Annotated in this window: 27 protein-coding genes; 6 read left to right on the top strand and 21 right to left on the bottom strand. The window is 59.2% G+C overall.

Going from position 1 to position 22612, the window contains the following annotated elements; genetic code table 11:
• The 6 genes from BUB29_RS05255 to BUB29_RS09825 form a co-directional block, all read left to right on the top strand.
• Positions 1-1580 (top strand): hypothetical protein (locus tag BUB29_RS05255; RefSeq protein WP_234945695.1); only part of this gene is annotated, 1580 nt, incomplete at its 5' end.
• Positions 1580-1852 carry a hypothetical protein gene (locus BUB29_RS05250; protein WP_033523893.1) on the top strand — a complete coding sequence of 91 codons (273 nt, stop codon included), beginning with the start codon at positions 1580-1582 and terminating at the stop codon, positions 1850-1852. The genes BUB29_RS05255 and BUB29_RS05250, both read left to right, overlap by 1 nt.
• The gene (locus BUB29_RS05245) at positions 1849-2712 is read left to right on the top strand and encodes a P-loop NTPase family protein (protein WP_143155156.1); all 864 of its coding nucleotides are present in this window, start codon (positions 1849-1851) and stop codon (positions 2710-2712) included. The genes BUB29_RS05250 and BUB29_RS05245 overlap by 4 nt, the downstream gene beginning before the upstream one ends.
• A 209-nt stretch (positions 2713-2921) precedes the next feature.
• The gene (locus BUB29_RS09830) at positions 2922-3089 is read left to right on the top strand and encodes a type II toxin-antitoxin system HicB family antitoxin (RefSeq protein ID WP_156098204.1); all 168 of its coding nucleotides are present in this window, start codon (positions 2922-2924) and stop codon (positions 3087-3089) included.
• Positions 3079-3447: a hypothetical protein gene (locus tag BUB29_RS05240; RefSeq protein ID WP_033523894.1), complete on the top strand. Its 369-nt coding sequence runs from the start codon at positions 3079-3081 to the stop codon at positions 3445-3447. The genes BUB29_RS09830 and BUB29_RS05240 overlap by 11 nt, the downstream gene beginning before the upstream one ends.
• Positions 3448-3541: 94 nt before the next feature.
• On the top strand, positions 3542-5005 hold the full coding sequence (locus BUB29_RS09825; protein ID WP_159430610.1) for a thiamine-binding protein: 1464 nt from the start codon (positions 3542-3544) through the stop codon (positions 5003-5005).
• A 152-nt stretch (positions 5006-5157) separates the two neighbouring features.
• On the opposite strand, the gene BUB29_RS09695 is transcribed toward BUB29_RS09825, so the two are convergent.
• From BUB29_RS09695 to BUB29_RS05125, 21 genes are all read right to left on the bottom strand, one after another.
• Positions 5158-5523 carry a hypothetical protein gene (locus BUB29_RS09695; protein ID WP_143155155.1) on the bottom strand — a complete coding sequence of 122 codons (366 nt, stop codon included), beginning with the start codon at positions 5521-5523 and terminating at the stop codon, positions 5158-5160.
• Between the two features lies 1 nt (position 5524).
• Positions 5525-6160 carry a MerR family transcriptional regulator gene (locus tag BUB29_RS05220; RefSeq protein ID WP_033523895.1) on the bottom strand — a complete coding sequence of 212 codons (636 nt, stop codon included), beginning with the start codon at positions 6158-6160 and terminating at the stop codon, positions 5525-5527.
• A gap of 91 nt (positions 6161-6251) precedes the next feature.
• Positions 6252-6695: an FHA domain-containing protein gene (locus BUB29_RS05215; RefSeq protein ID WP_033523896.1), complete on the bottom strand. Its 444-nt coding sequence runs from the start codon at positions 6693-6695 to the stop codon at positions 6252-6254.
• A gap of 5 nt (positions 6696-6700) precedes the next feature.
• The gene (locus tag BUB29_RS05210) at positions 6701-7552 is read right to left on the bottom strand and encodes a DUF881 domain-containing protein (RefSeq protein ID WP_033523897.1); all 852 of its coding nucleotides are present in this window, start codon (positions 7550-7552) and stop codon (positions 6701-6703) included.
• Between the two features lie 2 nt (positions 7553-7554).
• Complete coding sequence (locus BUB29_RS05205; RefSeq protein ID WP_033523898.1) at positions 7555-7887, bottom strand: small basic family protein; 333 nt, start codon at positions 7885-7887, stop codon at positions 7555-7557.
• Positions 7888-8865, bottom strand: a complete 978-nt coding sequence (locus BUB29_RS05200) for a DUF881 domain-containing protein (RefSeq protein WP_033523899.1) — start codon at positions 8863-8865, stop codon at positions 7888-7890.
• Positions 8862-9485, bottom strand: a complete 624-nt coding sequence (locus tag BUB29_RS05195) for a CDP-alcohol phosphatidyltransferase family protein (protein ID WP_033523900.1) — start codon at positions 9483-9485, stop codon at positions 8862-8864. Before BUB29_RS05195 ends, BUB29_RS05200 begins: the two co-directional genes overlap by 4 nt.
• Before the next feature lie 11 nt (positions 9486-9496).
• Positions 9497-10348, bottom strand: a complete 852-nt coding sequence (gene hisG, locus BUB29_RS05190; protein ID WP_033523901.1) for an ATP phosphoribosyltransferase — start codon at positions 10346-10348, stop codon at positions 9497-9499.
• A 63-nt stretch (positions 10349-10411) separates the two neighbouring features.
• A complete protein-coding gene (locus BUB29_RS05185; protein ID WP_003826436.1) occupies positions 10412-10675 on the bottom strand; it encodes a phosphoribosyl-ATP diphosphatase in 264 nt (87 codons plus the stop codon).
• A gap of 8 nt (positions 10676-10683) precedes the next feature.
• Positions 10684-11349: a ribulose-phosphate 3-epimerase gene (rpe, locus tag BUB29_RS05180; protein ID WP_033523902.1), complete on the bottom strand. Its 666-nt coding sequence runs from the start codon at positions 11347-11349 to the stop codon at positions 10684-10686.
• Positions 11350-11376: 27 nt separating this feature from the next.
• Entirely contained in the window at positions 11377-12291 is a 915-nt protein-coding gene (gene lgt / locus BUB29_RS05175) for a prolipoprotein diacylglyceryl transferase (RefSeq protein ID WP_033523903.1), read from the bottom strand.
• Positions 12288-13160, bottom strand: a complete 873-nt coding sequence (gene trpA, locus BUB29_RS05170; protein ID WP_033523904.1) for a tryptophan synthase subunit alpha — start codon at positions 13158-13160, stop codon at positions 12288-12290. Before trpA ends, lgt begins: the two co-directional genes overlap by 4 nt.
• 31 nt (positions 13161-13191) lie before the next feature.
• Complete coding sequence (locus tag BUB29_RS05165) at positions 13192-15279, bottom strand: bifunctional indole-3-glycerol phosphate synthase/tryptophan synthase subunit beta (RefSeq protein WP_033523905.1); 2088 nt, start codon at positions 15277-15279, stop codon at positions 13192-13194.
• Positions 15280-15334: 55 nt separating this feature from the next.
• Positions 15335-16891, bottom strand: coding sequence for an anthranilate synthase component I (gene trpE, locus BUB29_RS05160; protein WP_033523906.1), 1557 nt, complete (start codon positions 16889-16891; stop codon positions 15335-15337).
• Entirely contained in the window at positions 16891-17280 is a 390-nt protein-coding gene (gene hisI, locus BUB29_RS05155) for a phosphoribosyl-AMP cyclohydrolase (RefSeq protein WP_033523907.1), read from the bottom strand. Before hisI ends, trpE begins: the two co-directional genes overlap by 1 nt.
• A 45-nt stretch (positions 17281-17325) precedes the next feature.
• Entirely contained in the window at positions 17326-18096 is a 771-nt protein-coding gene (gene hisF, locus BUB29_RS05150) for an imidazole glycerol phosphate synthase subunit HisF (RefSeq protein ID WP_033523908.1), read from the bottom strand.
• Between the two features lie 226 nt (positions 18097-18322).
• A complete protein-coding gene (gene rlmN / locus BUB29_RS05145; RefSeq protein WP_033523909.1) occupies positions 18323-19486 on the bottom strand; it encodes a dual-specificity RNA methyltransferase RlmN in 1164 nt (387 codons plus the stop codon).
• A gap of 105 nt (positions 19487-19591) precedes the next feature.
• On the bottom strand, positions 19592-20578 hold the full coding sequence (locus BUB29_RS05140) for a phosphatidate cytidylyltransferase (protein WP_033523910.1): 987 nt from the start codon (positions 20576-20578) through the stop codon (positions 19592-19594).
• 25 nt (positions 20579-20603) lie between these two features.
• Positions 20604-21158 (bottom strand): ribosome recycling factor, encoded by a 555-nt coding sequence (frr, locus tag BUB29_RS05135; protein ID WP_033523911.1) that lies wholly within the window; start codon positions 21156-21158, stop codon positions 20604-20606.
• 48 nt (positions 21159-21206) lie between these two features.
• Positions 21207-21956 carry a UMP kinase gene (gene pyrH / locus BUB29_RS05130; RefSeq protein ID WP_033523912.1) on the bottom strand — a complete coding sequence of 250 codons (750 nt, stop codon included), beginning with the start codon at positions 21954-21956 and terminating at the stop codon, positions 21207-21209.
• Between the two features lie 352 nt (positions 21957-22308).
• On the bottom strand, positions 22309-22578 hold the full coding sequence (locus tag BUB29_RS05125) for a hypothetical protein (RefSeq protein ID WP_143155154.1): 270 nt from the start codon (positions 22576-22578) through the stop codon (positions 22309-22311).
• Positions 22579-22612: the final 34 nt, after the last annotated feature.

The raw sequence follows: 22612 nt of genomic DNA, 5'->3' as shown, positions 1-22612 counted from the left end.
GCGACGATTATCGCGAGCTTGGCACAGTGGCATCCGAAAAACAATGGAAGAACATTAAGGGCGCTGATGAGACGCATTCGGCTGATAAGGCGCCTCACTGGTCCTGGACCTATACACCCTGGTATGTCGCTACCCAGGATGGCACAAGCGTCTACATCCGTGGACGCCATTACCAGGACGGCAAAGGTGCCCACCTTGTATGGACTGACACCATTCGCGTAACTAAGAGCAATAAAGGGCACCTCCTGGGCCATGTGCTCCCCGGTGACAACGCCCCCCTATACCCTAATTCGTTCAATCCTTATTATCGCAATGACAATCTCGATGCCGGTTTCACCGAGGTCAGTCAGATGACCTATGGCACTGATGTCAACGATTATTCTTCTTCTTCCGATATCACCAACATTTTCCCTTTCGGGTATTGGCCCGGTGACCCTGATACCGTCATGAGCCACTTCCGGTATTTTGCTGGCGATTACGGGTACCATGGATATAGTGTGGATGACGCTTACAAGGATGGCGTTGCCTTTTCCGAGTGCGGTGATGATTGCCCCGCGGCGTATCAGCCGACCGTCAAAGACCAGGACGTGACGACTATCACGACAGTGACCGACGACGACGGCACGCAACATACATCCGAATTGCCTGGCCAGAAGTCTTCGGATTCGTCCGGCCTGCTCCCCCGCCATGTCCAGGCCGGGCTGAAGGACGACGGCACGATCGGCGGCACGTTGTCCTTCAGCGCATCCACCGCCGGCGGTAAGTCCGATCTTGGTACCGCAAGCCTGGACGGCATCTACCCGAATATAGCCGGGAAAAGATTGGACTTGATCGATCTCAAGACCGGCAAAAGCTGCTTCAGCGAAGGCTATGCGTGCGCGAACTGGGTCAAAGAGACGCAGCAGATTGTCCCAGATCATCAGCTGACGGTCGATTTTAAGGGCACCACGAAGGAATATCCCGCACTGACCTATAAATGCAGCTATGATGTGCCGGGCAAGATCACAGAGGTTCCCCTAGGCGAGTGCATTGTATATGCACCGCAGTTCGAACAGGAGGCGCAAAAATCAGGCCAGACTACAGGTCGGCCTGATGGCAGCACCAGCACGAATACCACTGCCGAACCGGATACCGGCTATTCCTGGTCGGATTGCGTCAAGTCGGCTACATCCGAGACCGCTGCCGCATGGCTTTACTCCCCCGTCACCTGCGCCGCTCACCAGTTGTTCATCCCTGACGAAAAGATCATGACCACCACGGCGTCCAAGTTCCAAAGAGATACGTCGGACGGCATCTCGGCGCAATTCCGCGACTTGCAGACCAATTGGGGCGCTCTATTCCAGGACTTTTCGGATCATGGATGTCATGGTGTTTTTGTTTCTTTTAATTGGGCGGATATACCGATTTTGCAGGATGCCGAGGTGCTTAACGCTTGTCCTGGCTCAGATTTGGAGTTTTTGCCGGTATTGTCTAAGGCTGCTATAACCATCGCGCTTGCTGTCATGGCGTTCAGCATCTGCCGCAAGGCCGTGATGGCGATATTCGACTTCCATGTATCGTCGGACGGTGGTGATGCCTGATGATCACGCAGGCGGTCGTTTCCTGGGCGATGGAATTGTGGGCGTGGTTCCTCGGTCTCTTTGACGATGTGAAGATTCCTGATTTCGCCATGCATCCGCCGGCCGCGATAAAGACGATTACGCAGTGGCTCGACGGTTTCAGCGTCTGGTTTCCATGGGATGCCTTCAAGACCTTTATCATCGGCACCGTCGCCTTCGTCCTGACCTGCTTCCTGGTCAGAGCGGTACGCACGGCTATCGGTCATTTGCCATTCATCGGAGGTAACGGATGATTGCTTTTCCTGATTTTCTCGCATCCAAGCATCACGCTCATGCGGATCTTGCGGAGGGGATGGACGACGACGCGGACGGGAGCGTGCGCAAGGGCACGACGGTGCCCGAGCACGCTCCCGCCGCGACGCGGCAGCTCCCCCGCGAATCGGATTGCGGACGTTCGACGCGCAAACGCTGGCCGATCAGCGCCTACATCGGCAGTAATGGGAGCGGTAAGACCTTGTGCATGGTGCACGACACCCTGCCCAGCCTGTACGCCGGACGGAAGATCTACACGACGGTTCCCCTCACCTGGCCTGACGGCACCACGCCCGACACGGTGGAGATACTGCACGACTGGCAGCAGATACTCGATGCCGAGCACGCCGACATACTCCTGGATGAGGTCAGCAGCATCGCAAGCAGCCGTGAGACCGAAGCCCTCCCGCCGCAGATCGCCACCATGCTTCAGCAACTCCGCAAGCGCGACCTTGTTTTACGGTGGACTGCGCCCAGCTGGTCGCGTGCCGATCGTATCCTGCGGGAGACCACCAAGACCGTCACGATCTGCCATGGCTATTTCTCCAAGGCGATGCAGGACAGCGAATGGCGGCAGAATCGCCTTTTCCGTTTCGTGACTTACGACAGCATGGACTACACCGATCTGGAGATCAACCAGGCGCAGCGTAAGTTCGACGCATTGTCCGCGCACTGGTTCCTGCTGTCCAGGCATCTCGCGCCATGCTGCTATGACACACTGGCAAGCGTCTCGACCATCGGCACCGTCCTCATGAGCGGTCGTTGTGCCGTCTGCGGAGGCAGGCGCAGAGTGCCCGAATGTTCATGCCAGGATTACAAGCAGCTTTTCAAACGCTCGTAACCGATTGTGTATAACCAGTGGTACTTATACACAATAAATACAGCGAATTATGCGGATTGTGTATAACTCCCCCTACTTATACACAATCCGTAAGGTAGTACATAATGAATGTGTATAACTGGGGGTACTTATACACAATTAAGTACGACAAGCTGTGATTTTGGTATCTGAAGGGTGTATAATCGGTGTTGTAAGCATTGGAGGTAAATATGGATAAGACGGATCGCGCAAGAATACAGGTCACGCTCAGTCCCGCGCTGCTGGAGCGCATCGACGCGTATTGCTCGCGCATTGGCGTCACCCGCAGCGCCTGGATTCAGATCGTGCTGGCCGAGACGCTCGACAGGCGGGAAAGGGAGCTGGGCGATGCTCTTTGAGTTCGCATCCTTCTGCAATTTCTGCACATGCGTCCTGTTCTTGGTCGCATCGATTGCGTATTACGTGCAGAGATTCCGTGATGGCAGACGTATCTCCAGCGTCCTGCTGATTCCCTTCATGGTGCTTATCGCCATGATTCCCTTTGCTTATTTTGCCAACGATTCCATCGATTTCGGCGGCCTTGCGGCCGCATCTCTTATCGATGGCATTTGGTGGGGCTTTATCGCTGATTTCATGTACCGGCTCGATCGACGCGCCCTATTTCGCGCTGCTTTAATTATCACAGGCGTCTTTGCCGTGATGATGCTTGTCTACGTCTTCATTGATCTTGATATCGCTTCCGATTTGATTTCATGATCGCCATAGCCGCTATAATGACTGACAGTAAGAGAAATGCCCTTGGACTGCGCCAACAGTCCAAGGGCGGAAACCAATGATTTGTGAGGTTCAAATGGTCTCGAAGAAGAGTTTAGCACATGGCGGCGAAGCCGCCCTTGATAGCTTAACGGGAAGTGCCGCCGCTCCCCCGCGTCCTAATCGGCAGAATGCCGCGACGAAGCGGACTCAACTGCACAAGTTCCGCTCGCATCGCTGGTCGGCTCGCGAGACCAATCGGCGTATCCTTCGTGGCACTCGCTGCGCTTTCTGCGGCAAACCCACGAAAAAAGGCACAGGCGTAGGCTTGTATTATGACCCTGAGCACGGCTCTCGCTTCGGAGGTCTCGCCGCCTGTGGAAACGTCAACTGCTGCCCGGTCTGCAACTACAAGATCATGAGCCAGCGCCAGAACGAGATTAGCCAGGCATTGCACGCCTGCAAGGAAAATGGATACGGCGTCGTCTTCGGGACCCTGACGCTCCGCCATACCAAGGCTGACGATTTGGCATCGATTCGCAAGCAGCTCCTTGAGGTCTGGCGCAACCTCAACAAACAGCGCGCTTTTGTCAAGCTGATGGATGACTTCGGAGAATTCGGTTTCATCCGCGCTCAGGAGGTCACATACAGCAACGTCAACGGCTGGCATCCACATCTGCACGCCTTTTTCCTTTTTGAGCATGATCTGTCGGTGAAGCGGGTGAACGAGTTCGGTGCTCGGTTCGCTGCGCTGTGGCTTAAGACGGTGGAACGCCTTAACGCGAAGCGTGCTAAGGCCGGACTGGATGCCGACTATGCCGCTCCCCTGATCGACAGCATCGGTATGCCTTTGGCCAAGAATCAGATTTTTAAGCGTGTCAGTCTGAGCGATTCCGGGATTGATAAGTATGCCGCCTACTGCACGGTGCGCAAGTCCGTCGCTTTCCCTGGTGAGGATGTGATTAGTCGCATGTCGCACGAGATTGCCGATTCGGGCACCAAGGTCGGCAAGGTCAAAAAGCATGATGATGGCCGCAAGGTGCTGCACATGAATTATTGGGATATGCTCGAATTCCTGCGGCAAATCGGCTATACCGGCTCGAAAAAAAGTCCGATATTTTCTATTATGTCAGAAAAGGTAATTCGGACCACTCTTCCACCGGTTACGACGACCGGCATATGGAGTATGCTGTGGCTGAAATCAAAACCATATTCATCATGCAAAGGAACGCTTATGAACTGCTCCGTCGCCATCCAATTCCTTCCCATGAACGCACGTACCGATGAGGAAACATGCGCCATAGTCGACGAGGTGATCGCGTATATCAAATCGACCGGCGTCGATTATTTCGTCGGCCCGTTCGAAACAGCCATCGAAGGTGATTTCGATACCTGCATGGATATCGTCAGGAACTGTCAGCTGGTCGGCGCAAAAGCCGGTGCGACCCATGTGATGTCGTACGTCAAGATCAATTACCGCCCGGACGGTGAGGTGATGACCACCGAACACAAGGTAGGCAAATATCATCCCGAAGACCCGGAACTGCGCGGGCAGCACTGACTAGGGGACCGCTCCCCCGCGTTTTCGCTTCCATGCGTTCTCCGGAGGATGCTCCGGAAATACGATTGATGGGTGGCATGCGTTTCAAGTCGCATGCCACCCATCATGATGTGTTGGTGATGTGCCGGCGTATGGCCGAGCGATTGCCGCGGCTACTTCATGTAACGGTTCAGTCGCCTGTTCATCTCGGTCAACATGGCCCTACGGGACTGCAGATACAACAGCACGATCTGCAACGCGAGCAGCACGACGGCGATAACACCGCCGACCGGTATGGCGATGCCGTAGAAATCATGCATCCGCGCGTCATACAAATCGATGCCATATGAGGCGATCACCAGTGCCATGACGAAGCAAATCACCGCCACCAGATGTCCCGTGATCGCCGTCATCGACGGCGGCGAAACCTCCGGTTCGGTCGAATGGGACCGGTATTTGCTGGAAACCAGGGCGTAGGCGCATTCCCCGAAAGAGGTAAGCACGCCTATCCCCCACAATACGATTGGCAGAATATCCATATCACGCTGATTGGCGCTGCTGTTGCCGCGCCTCTAGGTTCTTGCGCATACGCGCTGCGGTCAAATCATCGATGGGCTGCGCCACCGCATTCTTCACTTGGTGATCCTTCAAATCCACATAGCTTTCATGATCCAGCGCTTCCCGGATCTGATGCCATAGCGAACCGACGGAAACGGCGAACACGGCGCGGCCACTGTTGAGAAGCTCCATCATCTGCTCGTTGGTGGTGCACTCGTACACCTGTTCCCCATCACACATGATGGTGATGTGTTCCAACTGAGATGACGTGTGAGCCACAAGGAAACCGATCGCCGTGGTCACGTTCTGCAGATTCACACCAGCGTCGAGCAGCTTCTTGGACGTGGCAAGAATCACCACGTCCTTGAAGGAGTACAGTCTACGGGACCCCGACCCATGCGACGGCGTAATCGACGGATCAACGATTTGCTTGCGCGCCCAGTAATCGAGCTGCCGGTATGTGATACCGGCGACTTTGGACGCGACGGTCCCCCGGTAGCCTCGCGTGGCATCCTCGTTGTCGGTGAGACTGAACAATTCGCCCTGAACGGCGTACTCGTTCAGATCATCTCGATCTTCAAGACGTACATGCAGGTGCAGTCTGCCGGATTGATCCATGATCGTCGCCTCCCATGCCGATGATGCCGGACTTGTCCTTCAGCCGAATACGGTTGAAGGACAAGTCTAGTCCCGTCGGCCGGAGGTCGGGTCACGCCACGACGGCGGATTTGGTGAAGAAGACGAGTCGGAATTTTCCGATCATGATCTCGTCGCCGTTCTTCAGCTGCGCGTGTTCGATGCGCTGACGGTTCACATAGGTACCGTTCAACGACCCGGCGTCAACGACGACGAACGCGCCGTTGACACGACGGAATACGGCGTGTGCGCGGGAAACGGTGGAATCATCCAGAAGAATATCGGAGCGCGGGTCACGGCCGACGGTCACTTCATCCTCGTCAAGCAGGTAGCGGGAACCGGACACCGCTCCCCTTGTGGAGATCAGCAACGCGGTGTCGTTGGACAGACGCGCGATGGTGTCGAGATCCTCCGCGGTAAGCGGTCGATCGCTGGTTGCGGTTGCGGTTACAGGAATGGTGATGGCAGGCATGCCGATGATGGTGGTTTCGCCTGCGCTTGGGATAGGTTCAGTCATAATCGCTATTCTACCGTCTTTGCGTATTTATTTGTTGAAGGCTCTCGGGTTGCGTTGATTTCCACATTATCCGACTGTTTTACGGTGACCCGTGCGCCGTACATCACCTTCAGTCGGGATCCGACGCCGCCCGCGATGTTCACGGCGTTCTGCAGATCGGCCGGATTGCCGATGGCGCGTACCGTGTACGGCGTGCCCAGCGGGATGCCGTCGCATTCCAGGCCACCGTCCTCGTCCGCCCAGATGGAGGTCGAGGTGACGACGCGTACGTCATTGATGGAAATGACTTCCGCCCCGGCGTTTCGCAACTCCTCGATCAGGGTGAACATCGTCGAGGCATCGATGTCCTTGTCGGCCCCCTTGCCGATGGTGACGATCACACCCTTGCCTTGGGCGGGAAGACTACCGGAGATGATGCCGCTGGTCTCCTTGTTCTGGTTGGCGATGCGCTGCGCCTGCTCACGCTGGTCGGCTGCGGCCTTCAGACTCGACAGCTGCTGCGAAAGCTGGTTCTTGCGCTGTTCAAGATTCTGCGCCTGCGTGCTGGTCTCGTTGATCAGACGCACCAGCTCGTCCTCGCTCATCGTCTCATAGGCGGACGGTCCGCTGTTGATCTGCGTCATATACCCGAATCCGAGCAGTGCGCACATCAGGGTGATGAGAATGGTGGACGAGGCTCGTACACGGAACCCCGCCGTACCGTCAAGGCGTTTCTTTCCCTTGCCGCGTTTACGGACCTGCGGGAAGGAACCCGTCGCCGTGTCGTCATTGCGGCGTTCGGTTTCGTTACGTGCTTTCAGATCGCTGACCGTGTTACGCGTGCCGCGCCGCTCGTTTCGCCTGCCTCGCCTTGCCATGCTTAACCTCGGAAGATGAAGCGTCGGATGGCGGACACGTTGGAGAAGATGCGGATGCCGAGCACGACGATGACGGCCGTCTGCAACTGCGAACCCACACCAAGCTGGTTGCCCAGGATCACGAGCAATGTGGCCGTGATCACGTTGGCGAAGAAGGAGATGATGAACACGCGATCGGAGAACCTACGCTCGAAATACGCACGCGCGGCTCCCAACAACGCATCCAGCGCGGCAACGACCATGATCGGCAGATACGGTTGTATGGCCACGGGAATATCAGGGCGAACGAACACCCCGACCACCACGCCGATGATCAATCCCAATACAGCTGCCATCTATTCGGCCTTCCTCGCGTAGTTGACGTCAGAAACCACTGCCGCTTTCAGTGTAATCTCTTTGGACTGTTGTACCTGCAAGCTTATTCCGGCTTTTGCATACATGGTGTACCATGAGCCGAGATTCTCCTGGCTTACGCTTTGCGCCAATTCATGCCTGTTGCCGATTGCCTTGATGCGATACGGGCTTTCCACCGCATTCAGTCCGATCAGAATCGTGCCGCCCGCCGTACGAATGGATGTCTGTGCCCCCAGCCGTTCATCGTTGATGCTGATGGCTTCGGCACCGGAACGCCACAGCGCCGATACCAGCTGCTGCAGATCGGAATCGGTGACCACGCGTAGACGGCTGCCGGCGTTTTCCCTCGGTGCGGCGCCGTTGTTCTCGTTCGTGGCGGCGATGGGATCGGCCACGGTGAGTATGATGCCCTCCCCCTTGACCGCCAACTGACCGCTGGCCATCTCATCCTTCAGCAATGTGCTGCCGGCTCCGGATTCGCTGACTTTCTTCGCCTGCTCGTCGACTTGCTTGCGCAGCGCGGAGACATCGTCGGAAAGGCCGTTGAGATTGTTCTGCGATTCCCTCAGCTCCTTCGCCAGACTGGTACGGACGGCCTTACGGGGATCGGAATGAAGCTGTTGCACGAAAATGCAGCCGAGGAATCCGACCGCGATGCACACCACGAAACAGACGATGCGCGCGGACCAGACGGCGAACGGCGAGACGTTATGCTTGCCGAGTTGGGAATCCTGAAACATCGGGTCGACGGGACGGTTGATCAGATCGTCGATAAGCCGCAACGAGTCGTCCATGCGAACTCGATGGCGTCGTTCCCGTTCCTGGGTGTAGATGTCCTCCGGGGCGGCATGCTGTGAGATAAGCCCCGCGAAGGAATGGGAGAATACCGCACGTCGACGTTTGACGTCATGCGATTCCTCCGAGGGATAGGAAGCTGGCATCGGCTCGACGCCGCTCATCGCCGGGATTCCCTCCAGGAGCGAAGCTCCTTACGGATGACGCCACTGCCCTGGCATAGGTAGATGAAGCCTGCGAGGCAGTAGAGAACGGTGCCCCAAATGCCGACCGCGAGGGCGAAAAGATGCAGCACATGTGCCGGCATGCCCGTCCCGATATCGGCCACGACAAGAGCCACGACGGAGAACATCAGCAACGCGGTGGCCGCCTTGCCGACGAAATGTACGGGTAACGGACCGTAGCCATATTGCGCGAGCCACAGAATCTCGATACCCATCACGACATCACGCGCGGCGACGACGATGACCATCCACCATGGGATGATGCCCGCCACGCCGAGCGCGAGAATCGTGCAGAGAATAAGCAGACGATCGGCGCAAGGATCGAGAATCTGCCCGAGCTTGCTCACCTGATTGAGTTTCCTCGCCAGTGTTCCGTCGAGGAAATCGGTGATGGCGGAAAAAGCGAACACAATCAGGGCCGGTATCATGCTGTGCCGTGAAATCAGCCAAGCCACCACGGGGATGGTGATGATACGCAACAGACTCAAGGCGTTCGGAATGGTGAAGATGACGTCACGGGCATCCGGACTATAGGTCGACTTATGAATGTGTTCGCTCATACTGCTCAAATTCAGATGCGGGAGGCCTGCAGTGCGGTGACGATGATGCCACGTGCACCGACTTCGTACAGTTTATCCATCAGATGGTTCACCTTGGCCTTCGGCACCATGACACGCACCGCACTCCACTGCTTATCGTGCAGCGGCGAAATGGTGGGACTTTCGAACCCAGGCGTAACAGCGACGGCTTCACCGACCTTGGAGACGGGAATGTCGTAATCCATCAGCACGTAACGCTGGGCGGTGAGCACGCCTTGCAGACGGCGGCTCAGAATGGTGAGGCGCTCGTCATGTTCGTCCAGGCGCGGGCTGCGGATCAGGCAGGCCTCGGAGTGCATGATGGGATTGGCGAAGATGCGCAGACCTGCGTTGCGCAGCGTGGTGCCGGTGGACACCACGTCGGCGATCAGATCGGCCACGCCGAGCTGCACGGACGATTCGACCGCACCGTCCAGATGGATAGTTTCGGCGTTGATGCCCTGTTCGACCAGATAATCATGGACGAGCTTGTCGAAGGAGGTTCCGACGCGCTTGCCGTCGATGTCCTTCAGCTCCTTGATGTCGGAATCGTTCGGCGCGGCGAAACGGAACGTCGAGGCTCCGAAGCCGAGGGACAGGTGCTCCACGGCTTCGGTGCCCGAGTTCTTCAGCAGATCCTCGCCTGTGATACCGACATCGATGGTTCCCCTGCCGACGTATACGGCGATGTCGAGCGGGCGCAGATAGAATAGTTCGACATCGTTGTCCGGATCCTCCACGACGAGCTGACGTGGATTGGAACGCAACCTATAGCCGGCTTCGGCCAGCATGTTCCAAGCGGGCTCGGACAGCATACCCTTGTTGGGAACGGCGATTCGCAGCATTACTTTCTTCCTCTTTAGTATTCGGCTTGAATGTTGGTCCTACCGGGATTCCCCGGCCATGCATCACAGATGCTTGTACACGTCTTCAAGCGTCAGACCGTGCTTGATCATCATGACCTGCACGTGGTAGAGCAGCTGGCTCATCTCTTCGGCGGTACGATCGGCGCCCTCGTATTCGGCGGCGATCCACGTCTCCGAGGCTTCCTCGACGATCTTCTTGCCGATGAAGTGGGTGCCCTTGTCGAGTTCATCGACGGTCAACGACCCCTCCGGACGGGTCTTTGCCTTTTCGGACAGTTCTGCGAACAACGATTCAAAAGTCTTCATGGTTTCCTTCAGTCCTTGTAGGCCGCTGCGGCCTTATCGCGAATGGAATCAATGGCTTCGGCCGGGTTTTCCGCACCGTAGACCGCGGAACCGGCGACCAGCACGTCGGCGCCCGCCTCGGCCACGATGTGTGCGGTCTTCGGGCTCACGCCGCCATCGACCTGGATCTTGGTCTTCAGACCGCGACGGGTGATCTCGTCACGCAGGCGACGCACCTTGCCCATCTGGTTGTCCAGGAACTTTTGACCTCCGAAACCGGGCTCGACGGTCATGATGAGGATCATGTCGAATTCGTCGAGGATGTCGAAGATCGGCTCGACGGGTTCGGCGGGGCGAACCGCGAAGCAGGCCTTGCAGCCCATGTCACGCAGCTGGCGGGCCAGACGCACCGGAGCATGGGTGGCACCCATGTGGAAGCTCACGGAGGCCGCGCCGAGCTTGGCGTATTCGGGAGCCCAACGATCCGGGTCCTCGATCATCAGATGCACATCCACCGGCAGGTCGGTAACCTCGCAGATGCGCTTGACGATCGGTTCGCCGAGGGTCAGGTTCGGGACGAAATGGTGGTCCATCACATCGACGTGGACCAGATCGGCGTTGGCGATGGCCTTCAGGTCACGTTCGAGATTGCAGAAGTCGGCGGACAGGATGCTAGGTGCGATTTCAATGCTCATAATCTCCTACCTTACTGTTGGCTAGGGTCATTTTGTGGATTTCTGGCTCATACGTTCAAGCTCGTCGTCGGTGACGGAACGAAGCTTTACCGTAAGTTCATCATACGTTTTCCCGTACTTCCTCAGCACGGCGAATAGCACGATGCCGCACAGGGCCGTCAGGATGGCGGTCCACGTGTTCGTGCGGATGCCGAGGATGACGGTCGAGTAGTTGATGCGGATCTCCTCGATCCAGCTACGGCCGCAGCCGTACCAGATCATATACATGGCGGCGAGTTGGCCGGCCTTGAGCTTATCCGCGAACCGGTTCCCCAGCCACACGATCAGCGCGGCGCCGATGAGGTTCCAGATCATTTCGTAGAGGAACGTGGGATGGAACAGGGTTCCGCTCGGACAGGCTACACCTTGATAGCAAACCTCGCTGTGGCCGATGGCGTCGCTGTTCTCGTTGAGCTTCAGCCCCCAAGGCAGTGTGGTCGGCTTGCCGTACAACTCCTGATTGAACCAGTTGCCCAACCTGCCAATGGCCTGGGCGACCAGAAGCCCAGGAGCCAGGCAATCGAGCAGCAACGCGAACGGGTAATGCTTATGCCTGCACCATAGGAAGGCGGCCAACGCTCCCACGCCGATGCCGCCGAAGATGGCCATGCCGCCTTCCCACACCTTCAGGATGCTCATGGGATCGCCTGTGGGAGGGAAATACATGGCCGGCGTGCTCAGACAGTGGTACAGGCGCGCTCCGACGAGACCGCACGGAACCGTCACCAATGTGAGGTCGAGCACCTGATCGAATGTTCCCCCGGCGCGTTTCCAACGGCGGGTAAGAATCCAGACCGCGAAACAGACGCCGATGAGGATGCACACGGCGTACATGCGGATGGTGAAGGGGCCGATCTGGAACTTGGAGAAACCCGGAGAAGGAATGGAGGCGAGCGTCGTCATGCGCGGGCCCCGTGGATGCCTTCTGCGAGTTCCTCGGTTTTGGCCGCGAGCAGGGACAACCCTTCGGCCGTGCCGCGGGCGGTTCTTCCGTCATCGTTGAGCAGGGTATGCACCAAGGCGGAACCGACGATCACACCATCGGCGTATGCGCCGACCTTCGCGCCCTGTTCCGCGGTGGAGACGCCGATGCCCACGCAGACGTTCTCGGCACCGGCCTTGCGGGTGCGTTCCACCAACGCCTGCGGGGAGGCGTCGATGGTGGAACGTTCGCCGGTGACACCCATGCGTGCCGCGGCGTAGACGAAGCCGCGCGTGTTCTTGGCGACGACTTCAAGCCGGGAATCGGCGGAGTCGGGAGAAACCAAGAATATGCGGTCGAGGCCGTGGCGGTCGGATGCCTCGATCCACTCCCCCGCCTCGTCAGGGATCAGATCGGGGGTAATCAGGCCGGCACCGCCGGCGTTTTCGAAATCGGTGGCGAAACGCTCAACGCCGTAATGGTAGATGAGATTCCAATAGCTCATGATGAGCGGGACACCGCCCGCGTTCGCCACGGCCTCCACCGCCTTGAACACGTTGGCGATCCTTTCGCCGTTATCCAACGCGATCTGGCTCGCCGCCTGGATGACGGGGCCATCCATAACCGGATCGGAATACGGCAGGCCGATTTCGACGGCGTCGACGCCATGTTCGACCATCGTCCGCAATGCCGTCAGGGAATCGTCGGGATTCGGAAAACCATACGGCAGGTATCCGATGAACGCCGGCTTGTTCTGCGCCTTGAACTCGGAGAACATGGCCTTGGTGCGGCTCGGCTTGTGGCTGATGCCCAGCGGCTGACCGGACGGGGTGGTTGCTTCGTTAGTCATAATAAGATCCTTCATTCCTCGCAAGTCGTCATCAGGCGATGGTATCGCCGTGAGCGCCGGTCACGTCAAGCGCCTTGGCCTGATCGTCGGTCAGATAGCCGAACCACTTGCCTGCGGTGGCCATATCCTTGTCGCCTCGGCCGGAGATGTTGATGATGATGACGGGATGTGTGTAACCCTTGGCCTTCAGATCCTCGCAAGCCTTATACGCGCCGGCGACGGCGTGGGAGCTTTCGATGGCGGGGATGATGCCTTCGCTGCGGCTCAGGTCACGGAAGGCGTTCATGGCCTCCTCATCGGTCGCCCAGGAATAGTTGACTCTTCCGATTTCCTTGAGCCATGCATGCTCGGGGCCGACCGAAGCATAGTCGAGGCCCGCGGAGATCGAATACGTGTCGAGGGTCTGGCCTTCGGACGTTTCCAGCAGGTAGCTCTTGGCTCCTTGGAACATGCCCAGCTGACCGGTGCCCGGCGCGAAACGGATGGCGTGCTTACCGGATTCCGGTCCGTTGCCGCCGGCCTCATAGCCGTACAGGTTCACACGCTCGTCGTCGAGGAAGGCGTTCATAATGCCGATGGCGTTGGAGCCGCCGCCCACGCATGCGCAAACCGCGTCCGGATGGTCGATGCCATACCAATCCTGAAGCTGCCGCTTGGCTTCCTCGCCGATGATCTTCTGGAAATCACGGACCATGGCGGGGAACGGGTGGGGGCCGGCGACGGTACCCAGCAGATAATGGGTGTCCTTGACGTTGGTGACCCAGTCGCGCAGTGCCTCGTTGATGGCATCCTTGAGGATTTTGTCGCCCAAGGTGACTTCCACCACCTCGGCGCCGAGCATACGCATGCGGGCCACGTTCAGGGCCTGACGCCTGGCGTCGATCTGCCCCATGTAGATACGGCATTTCAGGCCGAGCATCGCGCATACGGTGGCTGTCGCCACGCCATGCTGGCCGGCTCCGGTCTCCGCGATGACGCGGGTCTTGCCCATGCGCTTGACGAGCAATGCCTGACCGAGGGCGTTGTTGATCTTGTGCGCTCCGGTATGGTTGAGATCCTCACGCTTGAGGAATACGCGCGGCGCGATGCCGGTCTTCTCCTTGAGCAGTTCGGCGAAACGCGGCGCTTCGGTCAGCGGGCTTTCTCGACCCACATAGCGCTTCTGCAGCGTCATGAATTCCTTATGGAACTCCGGGTCCGCCTTGGCCTCGTCGTACACGCGTTCGAGCTCATCCAACGCGGTGATCAACGCCTCGGGCACATAACGGCCACCGAACTGGCCCCAGTACGGTCCCTGATGTTCGCTCAAAGGAGTGGATTCGCTGGTTTTCACCTGTGCACCTGCTTTCACTAGTCGTTGCACTGCAAGAATATGGTCGTCCGCCGTGGCGACGCCCTCGCCCACCAGCACCGCGTCGGCGCCGGCACGCCCGTAATCCTCGACCTCGACGGCTCCGAACACTCCCGATTCGGCGACCTTGATGACGTCGGCGGGCAGGTTGGAGGCGAGTTCGCGGTATTTGCTCACATCGACGCGAAGATTCTTGAGATTGCGCGCATTGATGCCGATCACCTTGGCTCCCGCGCCGATGGCACGCTGGATCTCCTCGCGCGTATGCGTTTCGACCAGAACGGTCATGCCCAGTTCATGGGCCAGATCGAGCAGATGCTTGAGCTTATCGTCGTCGAGCGCGGCGACGATAAGCAGAATGATATCCGCGCCGTGGGCACGCGCCTCACAAACCTGATAGTCGGTGACGATGAAATCCTTACGCAGTACGGGGATGTTCACCGCAGCCTTGACCTTGTCGAAGTCGTCGAGCGATCCGAGGAAACGTCGGCCTTCGGTGAGGCACGAGATGGCGCTTGCCCCGCCCGCCTCATATTCGCGGGCGAGGGCCGCCGGATCGGGGATATCACTCAAATGCCCTTTGGAGGGGGATGCACGTTTGATCTCGGCGATCACCGGGATGCCGTCGGCTTTCCTCAACCATCGAGTGGCGTCGAGTGGCGCTGCGGCTTGCGCCGCGTTCCTCTTGATCTGTTCGAGGCTGACCCGCGCTTCACGCGCCTTGGCATCCTCGACCGCTCCTGCCACCAACTCGTCCAGTACCGACATGTGGTCCCTTTCTCTTGTTACAAAAGGCGTCTTTGCAAGAGTAACGTCCCCTTGCCTACAGGGCTTTCAACTGGGCCGCAATCTGGACGGCCTCGACGCTTGCCGCGGCCTTGTTGCGGGTTTCCTGCCATTCGTTGCCCGGCACGGAGTCGAGCACGATGCCCGCACCGGCCTGCACGCTGGCCTCATGGTCACGCAGGAAGGCGGTGCGGATGGCGATGGCCATATCCATGTTCCCGGAGAAGTCGAAGTAGCCGACCGTACCGCCGTAGATACCGCGATCGGCCGGCTCAAGCTCGTCGATGATCTCGATGGCGCGAGGCTTGGGAGCACCGGAAAGCGTGCCGGCGGGGAACGCGGAAGTGAATACGTCGAAAGCGGTCATGCCATCGTTCAGCGTGCCCGTCACCGTGGAGCAGATGTGCATGATATGGCTGAACCGCTTGATGTCCATCAGCCTGACGACTTCGACGCTTTCCGGCTTGCAGACGCGGCTCAGGTCGTTGCGGGACAGGTCGACCAGCATGATGTGCTCGCTGCGCTCCTTGGGATCGGCGAGCAGCTCGTTGGCGAGCCACTCGTCCTCCTCCGGAGTGGTGCCACGCGGACGCGAACCCGCGATCGGGAAGGTCATGGCATGGCCGTCGTCGACCTTGATCAGGGTTTCCGGACTGGAGCCGACCACGTTGAAAACGCGTCCCTTGGTATCCGTCAGGGCGAAGAAGTACATGTACGGGCTCGGGTTCAGCGTGCGCAGTACACGGTACACGTCGAAGGGGTCGGCAGGCGAATCGATGTCGAGTCGCTGGGAGATGACCGTCTGGAACACATCGCCGTCGACGATGTGACGCTTCGTCTCCTCGACCGCCTTCTCATAATGCGACTTCTCGGTGCGGAAGCGCAATTCAGGCTGGGGGGTGGACGGGTCGAGCACGTTGATGCGCGCCTCCCCCGGCGTCGGCGTCGCGGCCTGGCGCTGCATGGTGTCGAGTCGTTCGATGGCGTTGTCATATGCCCAGTCGGCTCGCGTGGGTTTGTTATCGACGTTCACCGCGTTGGCGATCAGCCATACGGAACCGGACACGTGGTCGACCACCGCGATATCGGTGGCAAGGGCGAGCACCAGCTCGGGTTGGTCGGTTTCGTTCGGGGCCTTGCCGCGCAGGGTCGGCTCCCAATGACGGATCACATCCCATCCGACGGTGCCTACCAGGCCGGAGGTAAGATTCGGTAGGCCTTTGACCTTCGGTGAGTTCAGAATCTTCAACGTGGCATGCGCCACATCCAGCACATCGCCCTCGGTGGGGACACCCACCGGCACCTGGCCGAGCCAATCGGCCTGACCGCCATTGGAACGAAGCTGGGCGATGGAGTTCACTCCGATGAAGCTGTAACGACTCCATGTGCCGCCGAATTCCGCCGATTCGAGGATAAACGTGCCACTTCGCCCAGCGGCGAGACGCTCATAGAATCCGACCGGTGTCAGGGAATCGGCGAGCAGTCGACGCACGATGGGGATGATGCGGTACCCCTCATCGGCGAGTTCATGGAACTGCTCACGGGACGGCCAGGTCCCGCCCCAACGCAGATTCTCGACGCTGCACTCCTCCATCACTTCGCCTCCTCGGGCTTGAAACCTTCGACCACGGGCAGCGGGCCGCCTTCGTCGAAGCAGCTGCGCTTGCCGGTATGGCATGCGGCACCCACCTGATCGACCTCCACCAACAGCGCGTCGCCATCGCAGTCGAGGGACACGCCCTTGACGTACTGCGCATGCCCGGAAGTATCACCCTTACGCCAGTATTCCTGACGCGAACGGGACCAGAAGGTCACGCGGCCCGTGGTGAGGGTGCGTCGCAGCGCCTCGTCGTTCATGTAGCCGACCATCAGCACGTCACGGGTATCGTACTGCTGGACGACCGCGGCGACAAGGCCTTTGTCGTCGCGCTTCAGACGTGCTGCGATTGCGGGATCAAGTGTTGTGGAGTTATCGTACTGCATTCTTGTTTTGCTTCTTCGGATGGATTGGTTGGAAAATCAGGGAAATCAACGAACGGTGTAGCCGGCCTTGCGCAGTTCCGCCTTGACATCCGCGATCGTCATCCTACCGTAATGGAATACGGAGGCAGCGAGGACCGCATCGGCACCGGCCGCGACCGCCGGCGGGAAATCCTCGACCTTGCCTGCGCCGCCGGAGGCGATGATCGGGATCTTGACCTCGCGACGCACCGCTTTGATCATTTCGATGTCGAAGCCGGACTGGGTGCCATCCGCGTCCATGGAGTTGAGCAGGATCTCGCCGGCGCCAAGCTCCTCGGCGCGCTTCACCCACCATAGCGCGTCGATGCCGGTGGATTTGCGTCCGCCCATTGTGGTGACCTCGAAGCCGGACTGCGTATGCTGCTCGCCCTTCTCGCGGCGAGCGTCCACGGAGAGTACCAGCACCTGATTGCCGAAACGTTCGGCAACACGGCTGATCAACGTCGGATCATTGATGGCCGCGGTGTTGACGCCGACCTTGTCGGCGCCGCAGCGGAGCAGCGAATCCACATCCTCGGGAGTACGCACGCCACCGCCCACGGTCATCGGGATGAACACCTGTTCGGCGGTGCGGCTGACCACGTCGACCATGGTCTGACGATGCGAACTGGATGCGGTCACATCCAGGAAGGTCAGTTCGTCGGCGCCCTGACGGTAGTATTCCGCCGCCAGCTCGACCGGATCGCCGGCATCCTTGAGGTTTTCGAAATGGACGCCCTTCACCACACGTCCGGCATCAACATCCAGGCACGGAATGACTCGTACCGCCAGCGACATCTTTCACTCCCACTACTACGACGGGCCAATGATTCAGTTTTTCAGACTACCGACCTTGCGTTACAAGGTCCGACGCAAGTCCACATACTAGGAACCATATGCTAGGAACGCCGAACCTCGGCTATGGGGAAACATAGGCTATGATTCGTTAGCCAATATGGATGGCGGCCCAACGAAGCGTATCCGTCGGGCCGCCATCCATACGCGCGGAATCTGCGAATGGACGTCAGCGTTCCTTGGCGGCGAGCTGGCCGCAGGCACCGTCGATGTCCTGGCCGCGCGTGTCACGCAACGTGGCGGTGATGCCCGCGGAGTGCAGGATCTCAAGGAACCGGGCCTCGTCCTCCGGCTTGGATGCCGTCCACTTGGAACCTTCGATGGGATTGAGCGGGATGGGGTTGACATGGGCCCAATCGTCACCGTAATGGTTCAGTCTCTTGGCCAACAGTCTGGCATGTTCGGCCTGATCGTTGATGCCGCGCATCAACGCGTATTCGATGCTGACGCGGCGCTTGGAGGCAAGCCAGTAGTCGTGCGCGGCATCTAGTACGGCGGTGGTGTTGAAACGCTTGTTCATCGGCACAAGCTCGTCACGCAGCTCGTCGCTCGGTGCATGCAGCGAGACGGCAAGGCGCACCGGGAGTCCTTCGGCGGCAAGCTTCCTGATGCCGGACACCACGCCGACCGTGGACACGGTGATGTTGCGCGCGGAAATGCCGAAGCCCTCCGGGGGCAACGCCGAGATCTGACGGACCGCGGACAACACCGACCGGTAGTTGCCCATAGGCTCGCCCATACCCATGAAGACGATGTTGCTCAGACGGCCCGGGCCTCCCGCCACTTCGCCATCACGCATCATCTTGGCGGCCACGCGCACTTGTTCAAGGATCTCGCCGGCGGACATGTTACGGGTCAGGCCGAGTTGGCCGGTCGCACAGAACGGGCAACCCATGCCGCAGCCGACCTGCGAGGAGATGCATAGGGTGGTGCGCGTCGGGTAGCGCATCAGCACCGATTCGATCAGGGAACCGTCGAACAGTCTCCACAGGGTCTTGATGGTGGTGCCGTTATCCGCCACCTGACGGGTGACTTCGGTGATGAGACGCGGGAAGAACGCCGCCGCGGCCTCTTCTCGTTTGGCCGCGGGGAAATCGGTGAACTCCGCGGCGTTCACGTCGAAATGACCATAGTAATGATTGGCGAGCTGCTTGACTCGGAATTTCGGCAGTCCGAGATCGGTTGCCTTGGCGATGCGCTCCTCATCGGTCATATCGGCGAAATGGACCGGAGGCTTGCCACGCTTGGCGTGATCCTTGGAGAGCACGTCGCGGAACGCGCCTTCGGTGCCGCCTTCGGTGATGCCGGTTTCGGGGATTTCAGGGGATGTCATGGGTTTTCGCTTCGTTCGTGGTATTCGGAATTGTTGACGTCATAACGCGAGAGTGCCCGTACAGGTATGCACAGACACTCTCGCGGATTCACCGTGGAAAGGCCATCACAGGCCCGTAACCCACAGCAGGATGCAGGTGAACGGGGCCGCCATCAGGATCGAATCGACGCGATCCATCACGCCGCCATGTCCCTTCAGCAGATGCCCCATGTCCTTGATGCCGAGATCACGTTTGATCATGGAAGCGCACAGATCGCCGAACGTGCCGACGACGCCGACCAGGACACCCATCACGACGGGAACCCACCAGCGTGCCGCCCACACCTGCGGGCTGTACGTGCAGAACATCACCGCGAACGCGCCCACCATGGCGAACAGTACGGACCCGGCCAAACCTTCCCAGCTTTTCTTCGGGGAGATTCTGGGGGAAAGCTTGTGCTTGCCCAGCCATGCGCCGGCGAACAGGCCACCGGTGTCGGACAGGGCCGGCAGGAACACCAGCATGATGGCGTGCGCCACGGGATGCCCATGGAATGTCAGCGGCACGATGATGCAGGATGCCAGCACCGGGATGTACAGCACGGTGAGCACGGACACGGCCACATGGCTCAGACGGCTGTGATGCTGCTCTCCCCCGTCATGGTTGAAGGAGGATTCGAGTCGCGCGGTGGCCTCGGTATGCGAAAGTTTGTTAGCCACCGCAAGTGACAGCCTGTTGCCGAAGCTGAGCTTCGCCGTGGCGGAAAGCGCCACCAGCATGATGGAAGCCATCGCACACAGCGCCATGGCCACGACATGCAGGCGCGAATAATACGCGGCGAACAGCGTGACCGCCGAGCAGATCCAGAGCATGAACACGGGAATGTGCAGTCCGGCGGTCGCGAAATCGACGCGTAGCTCCCACAGCGCCAGAATCATGAACGCCACGACGAGCGCCACGAACAGGTCGACGCTTATCAGCAGGCATCCGAGGATAACCGCGATCAGCAGCACGGCCGTGGCGATGGCCTGCGGCATGTTGCGACCGGTCTTCTTGTTGATCTGGTCGAGGGTCACCTCGGCCTGATCATGGATTTGTTCATTGCGTTCCATATTCGGTTCTTGGGAAGTCCGAAGATCAGACCTCCATGATCTCCTTCTGCTTGGTCTCAAGCAGGGAATCGATCTCGTCGGTGACGGACTTGGTGACCTTGTCGAGATCCTTGAGCAGACGATCGCCGTCGTCCTCGCCCATCTCGCCGTCCTTGACGGACTTGTCGATGGTTTCCTTGGCCTTGCGGCGGATGTTGCGGACCGCGACCTTGCCGTCCTCCGCCTTGGTCTTGGCGAGCTTGACGTATTCCTTGCGACGTTCCTCGGTGAGTTCCGGCATGGTCAGGCGGATGACGTTGCCGTCACGGTTCGGGCTCACGCCGAGATCGGAGTTGCGGATGGCCTTCTCGACGGCGCCGGCCTGGGACGCGTCGAACGGGGTGACGGACAGAGTGCGCGGCTCGGGAACGCCGATGGAGGCGACGGCCTTGATGGGCGTGGGCGCACCGTAGTAGTCGACCATGATGCCGTTCAGCAGGGCCGGGTTCGCACGACCGGTGCGGATGCCGGCGAAGTTCTCCTTGGTGTTCTCGACGGTCTTGGCCATCTGTTCCTTGGCCTGTTCGATGACGATTGCCATTATTGCTCCTTATGTTTGTGGTTGTTGGCTGTCGTTCGATTGAGGGGTTCAGTCCGCCACACGCGATTCCGCGGTGGAGACCAAGGTGCCGATCTCCTCGCCGACGAGGGCGCGGGTCACGTTGCCTTCGCCTTCAAGGCCGAACACGCGGATGCGCTTCTTGTTGTCGCGGGCCATGGACAGCGCCGCCGCGTCCATGACGGCGAGATTGTCGACGAGAGCACGGTTGTAGCTCAGGGCTTCGAAACGCTTGGCGTTCTCGTCCTTGCGCGGATCGGCGGTGTACACGCCGTCCACGCCGTTCTTGCCCATCAGCACCTCATCGCAGTGGATTTCCAGCGAACGCTGGATGGAAACGGTATCGGTGGAGAAGTACGGCATGCCGGCGCCTGCGCCGAAAATCACCACGCGTCCCTTTTCGAGATGGCGGATGGCCTTCAAAGGAATGTACGGTTCCGCGACCTGCCCCATGGTGATGGCGGTCTGGACCCTGGTGGCCTGGCCTTCCTGCTCCAGGAAATCCTGAAGGGCGAGGCAGTTCATCACCGTGCCGAGCATGCCCATGTAGTCGCCGCGGGAACGGTCGATGCCGGCCTGCTGCAGTTCCGCGCCGCGGAAGAAATTACCGCCGCCGACCACGATTGCGACCTGCACGCCTTTGCCCACTGCGGGAACGATTTCCGAAGCGATGCGGCGCACCACGTGGGTGTCGATGCCGACCTTGCCGCCGCCGAATGCCTCGCCGGACAGCTTGAGCAGCACTCTACGGGGCTTGTCTCCTGCGTTTTCGCCAGTCATAATTATCTTTCCTTCGTTGTCACTCGGCCCGCGCCGCTGACGTGCGAGCCGCAAAACTACCGTTTCTCAGCATATCGAGTAACACCGACCGTCGCATTCTCAACGCGCGGGACACGCGGATTCCCCCGTGATCTAGAAGAACACCATGCCGCATTTCGCAACAATGTAGTTAATGACGCATATCACCGCGATCACGTAATACGTCCACGAATGGGCGCGTGTGACGGCGACGAATTCGCGGATGAACACCGTCGTAAGGCCAGTAATACCCCTAGGCGTGGCCTCCCACGCCGCCCGTCTTGAGCTTGAGATTATTATGCGCACATTCTCAACTTATGTGCACATTCTCAACTTATGTGCACATTCTCAACGCGCGGAATACCAGTCCGGTAAACGCCAGAAGATCGATGAGCACGGCGACTACGGCCCACACTAAGACGTTGCCGAAGTACAGCATGCATGTCGCGTCCAGGCAGATCAGGAACGGGAACGGGAACAGGCCATTGCGGAACTGCCTCGGCTCACGACAGAACGACCAGAAGAACAACAGGCCGAACAGTATCGTCGGCGAGTTGATCAGCAATGCGTCAAGAATTCTTACGTTCGCCTTCGATCCTCCCATTCAGTGGATGTTTAACAAGAACAGCAAAAGGGCG

The organism is Bifidobacterium merycicum DSM 6492 (genome assembly GCF_900129045.1).
Lineage (GTDB): Bacteria > Actinomycetota > Actinomycetes > Actinomycetales > Bifidobacteriaceae > Bifidobacterium > Bifidobacterium merycicum.
This window is presented reverse-complemented; position numbering and strand designations above follow the sequence as displayed.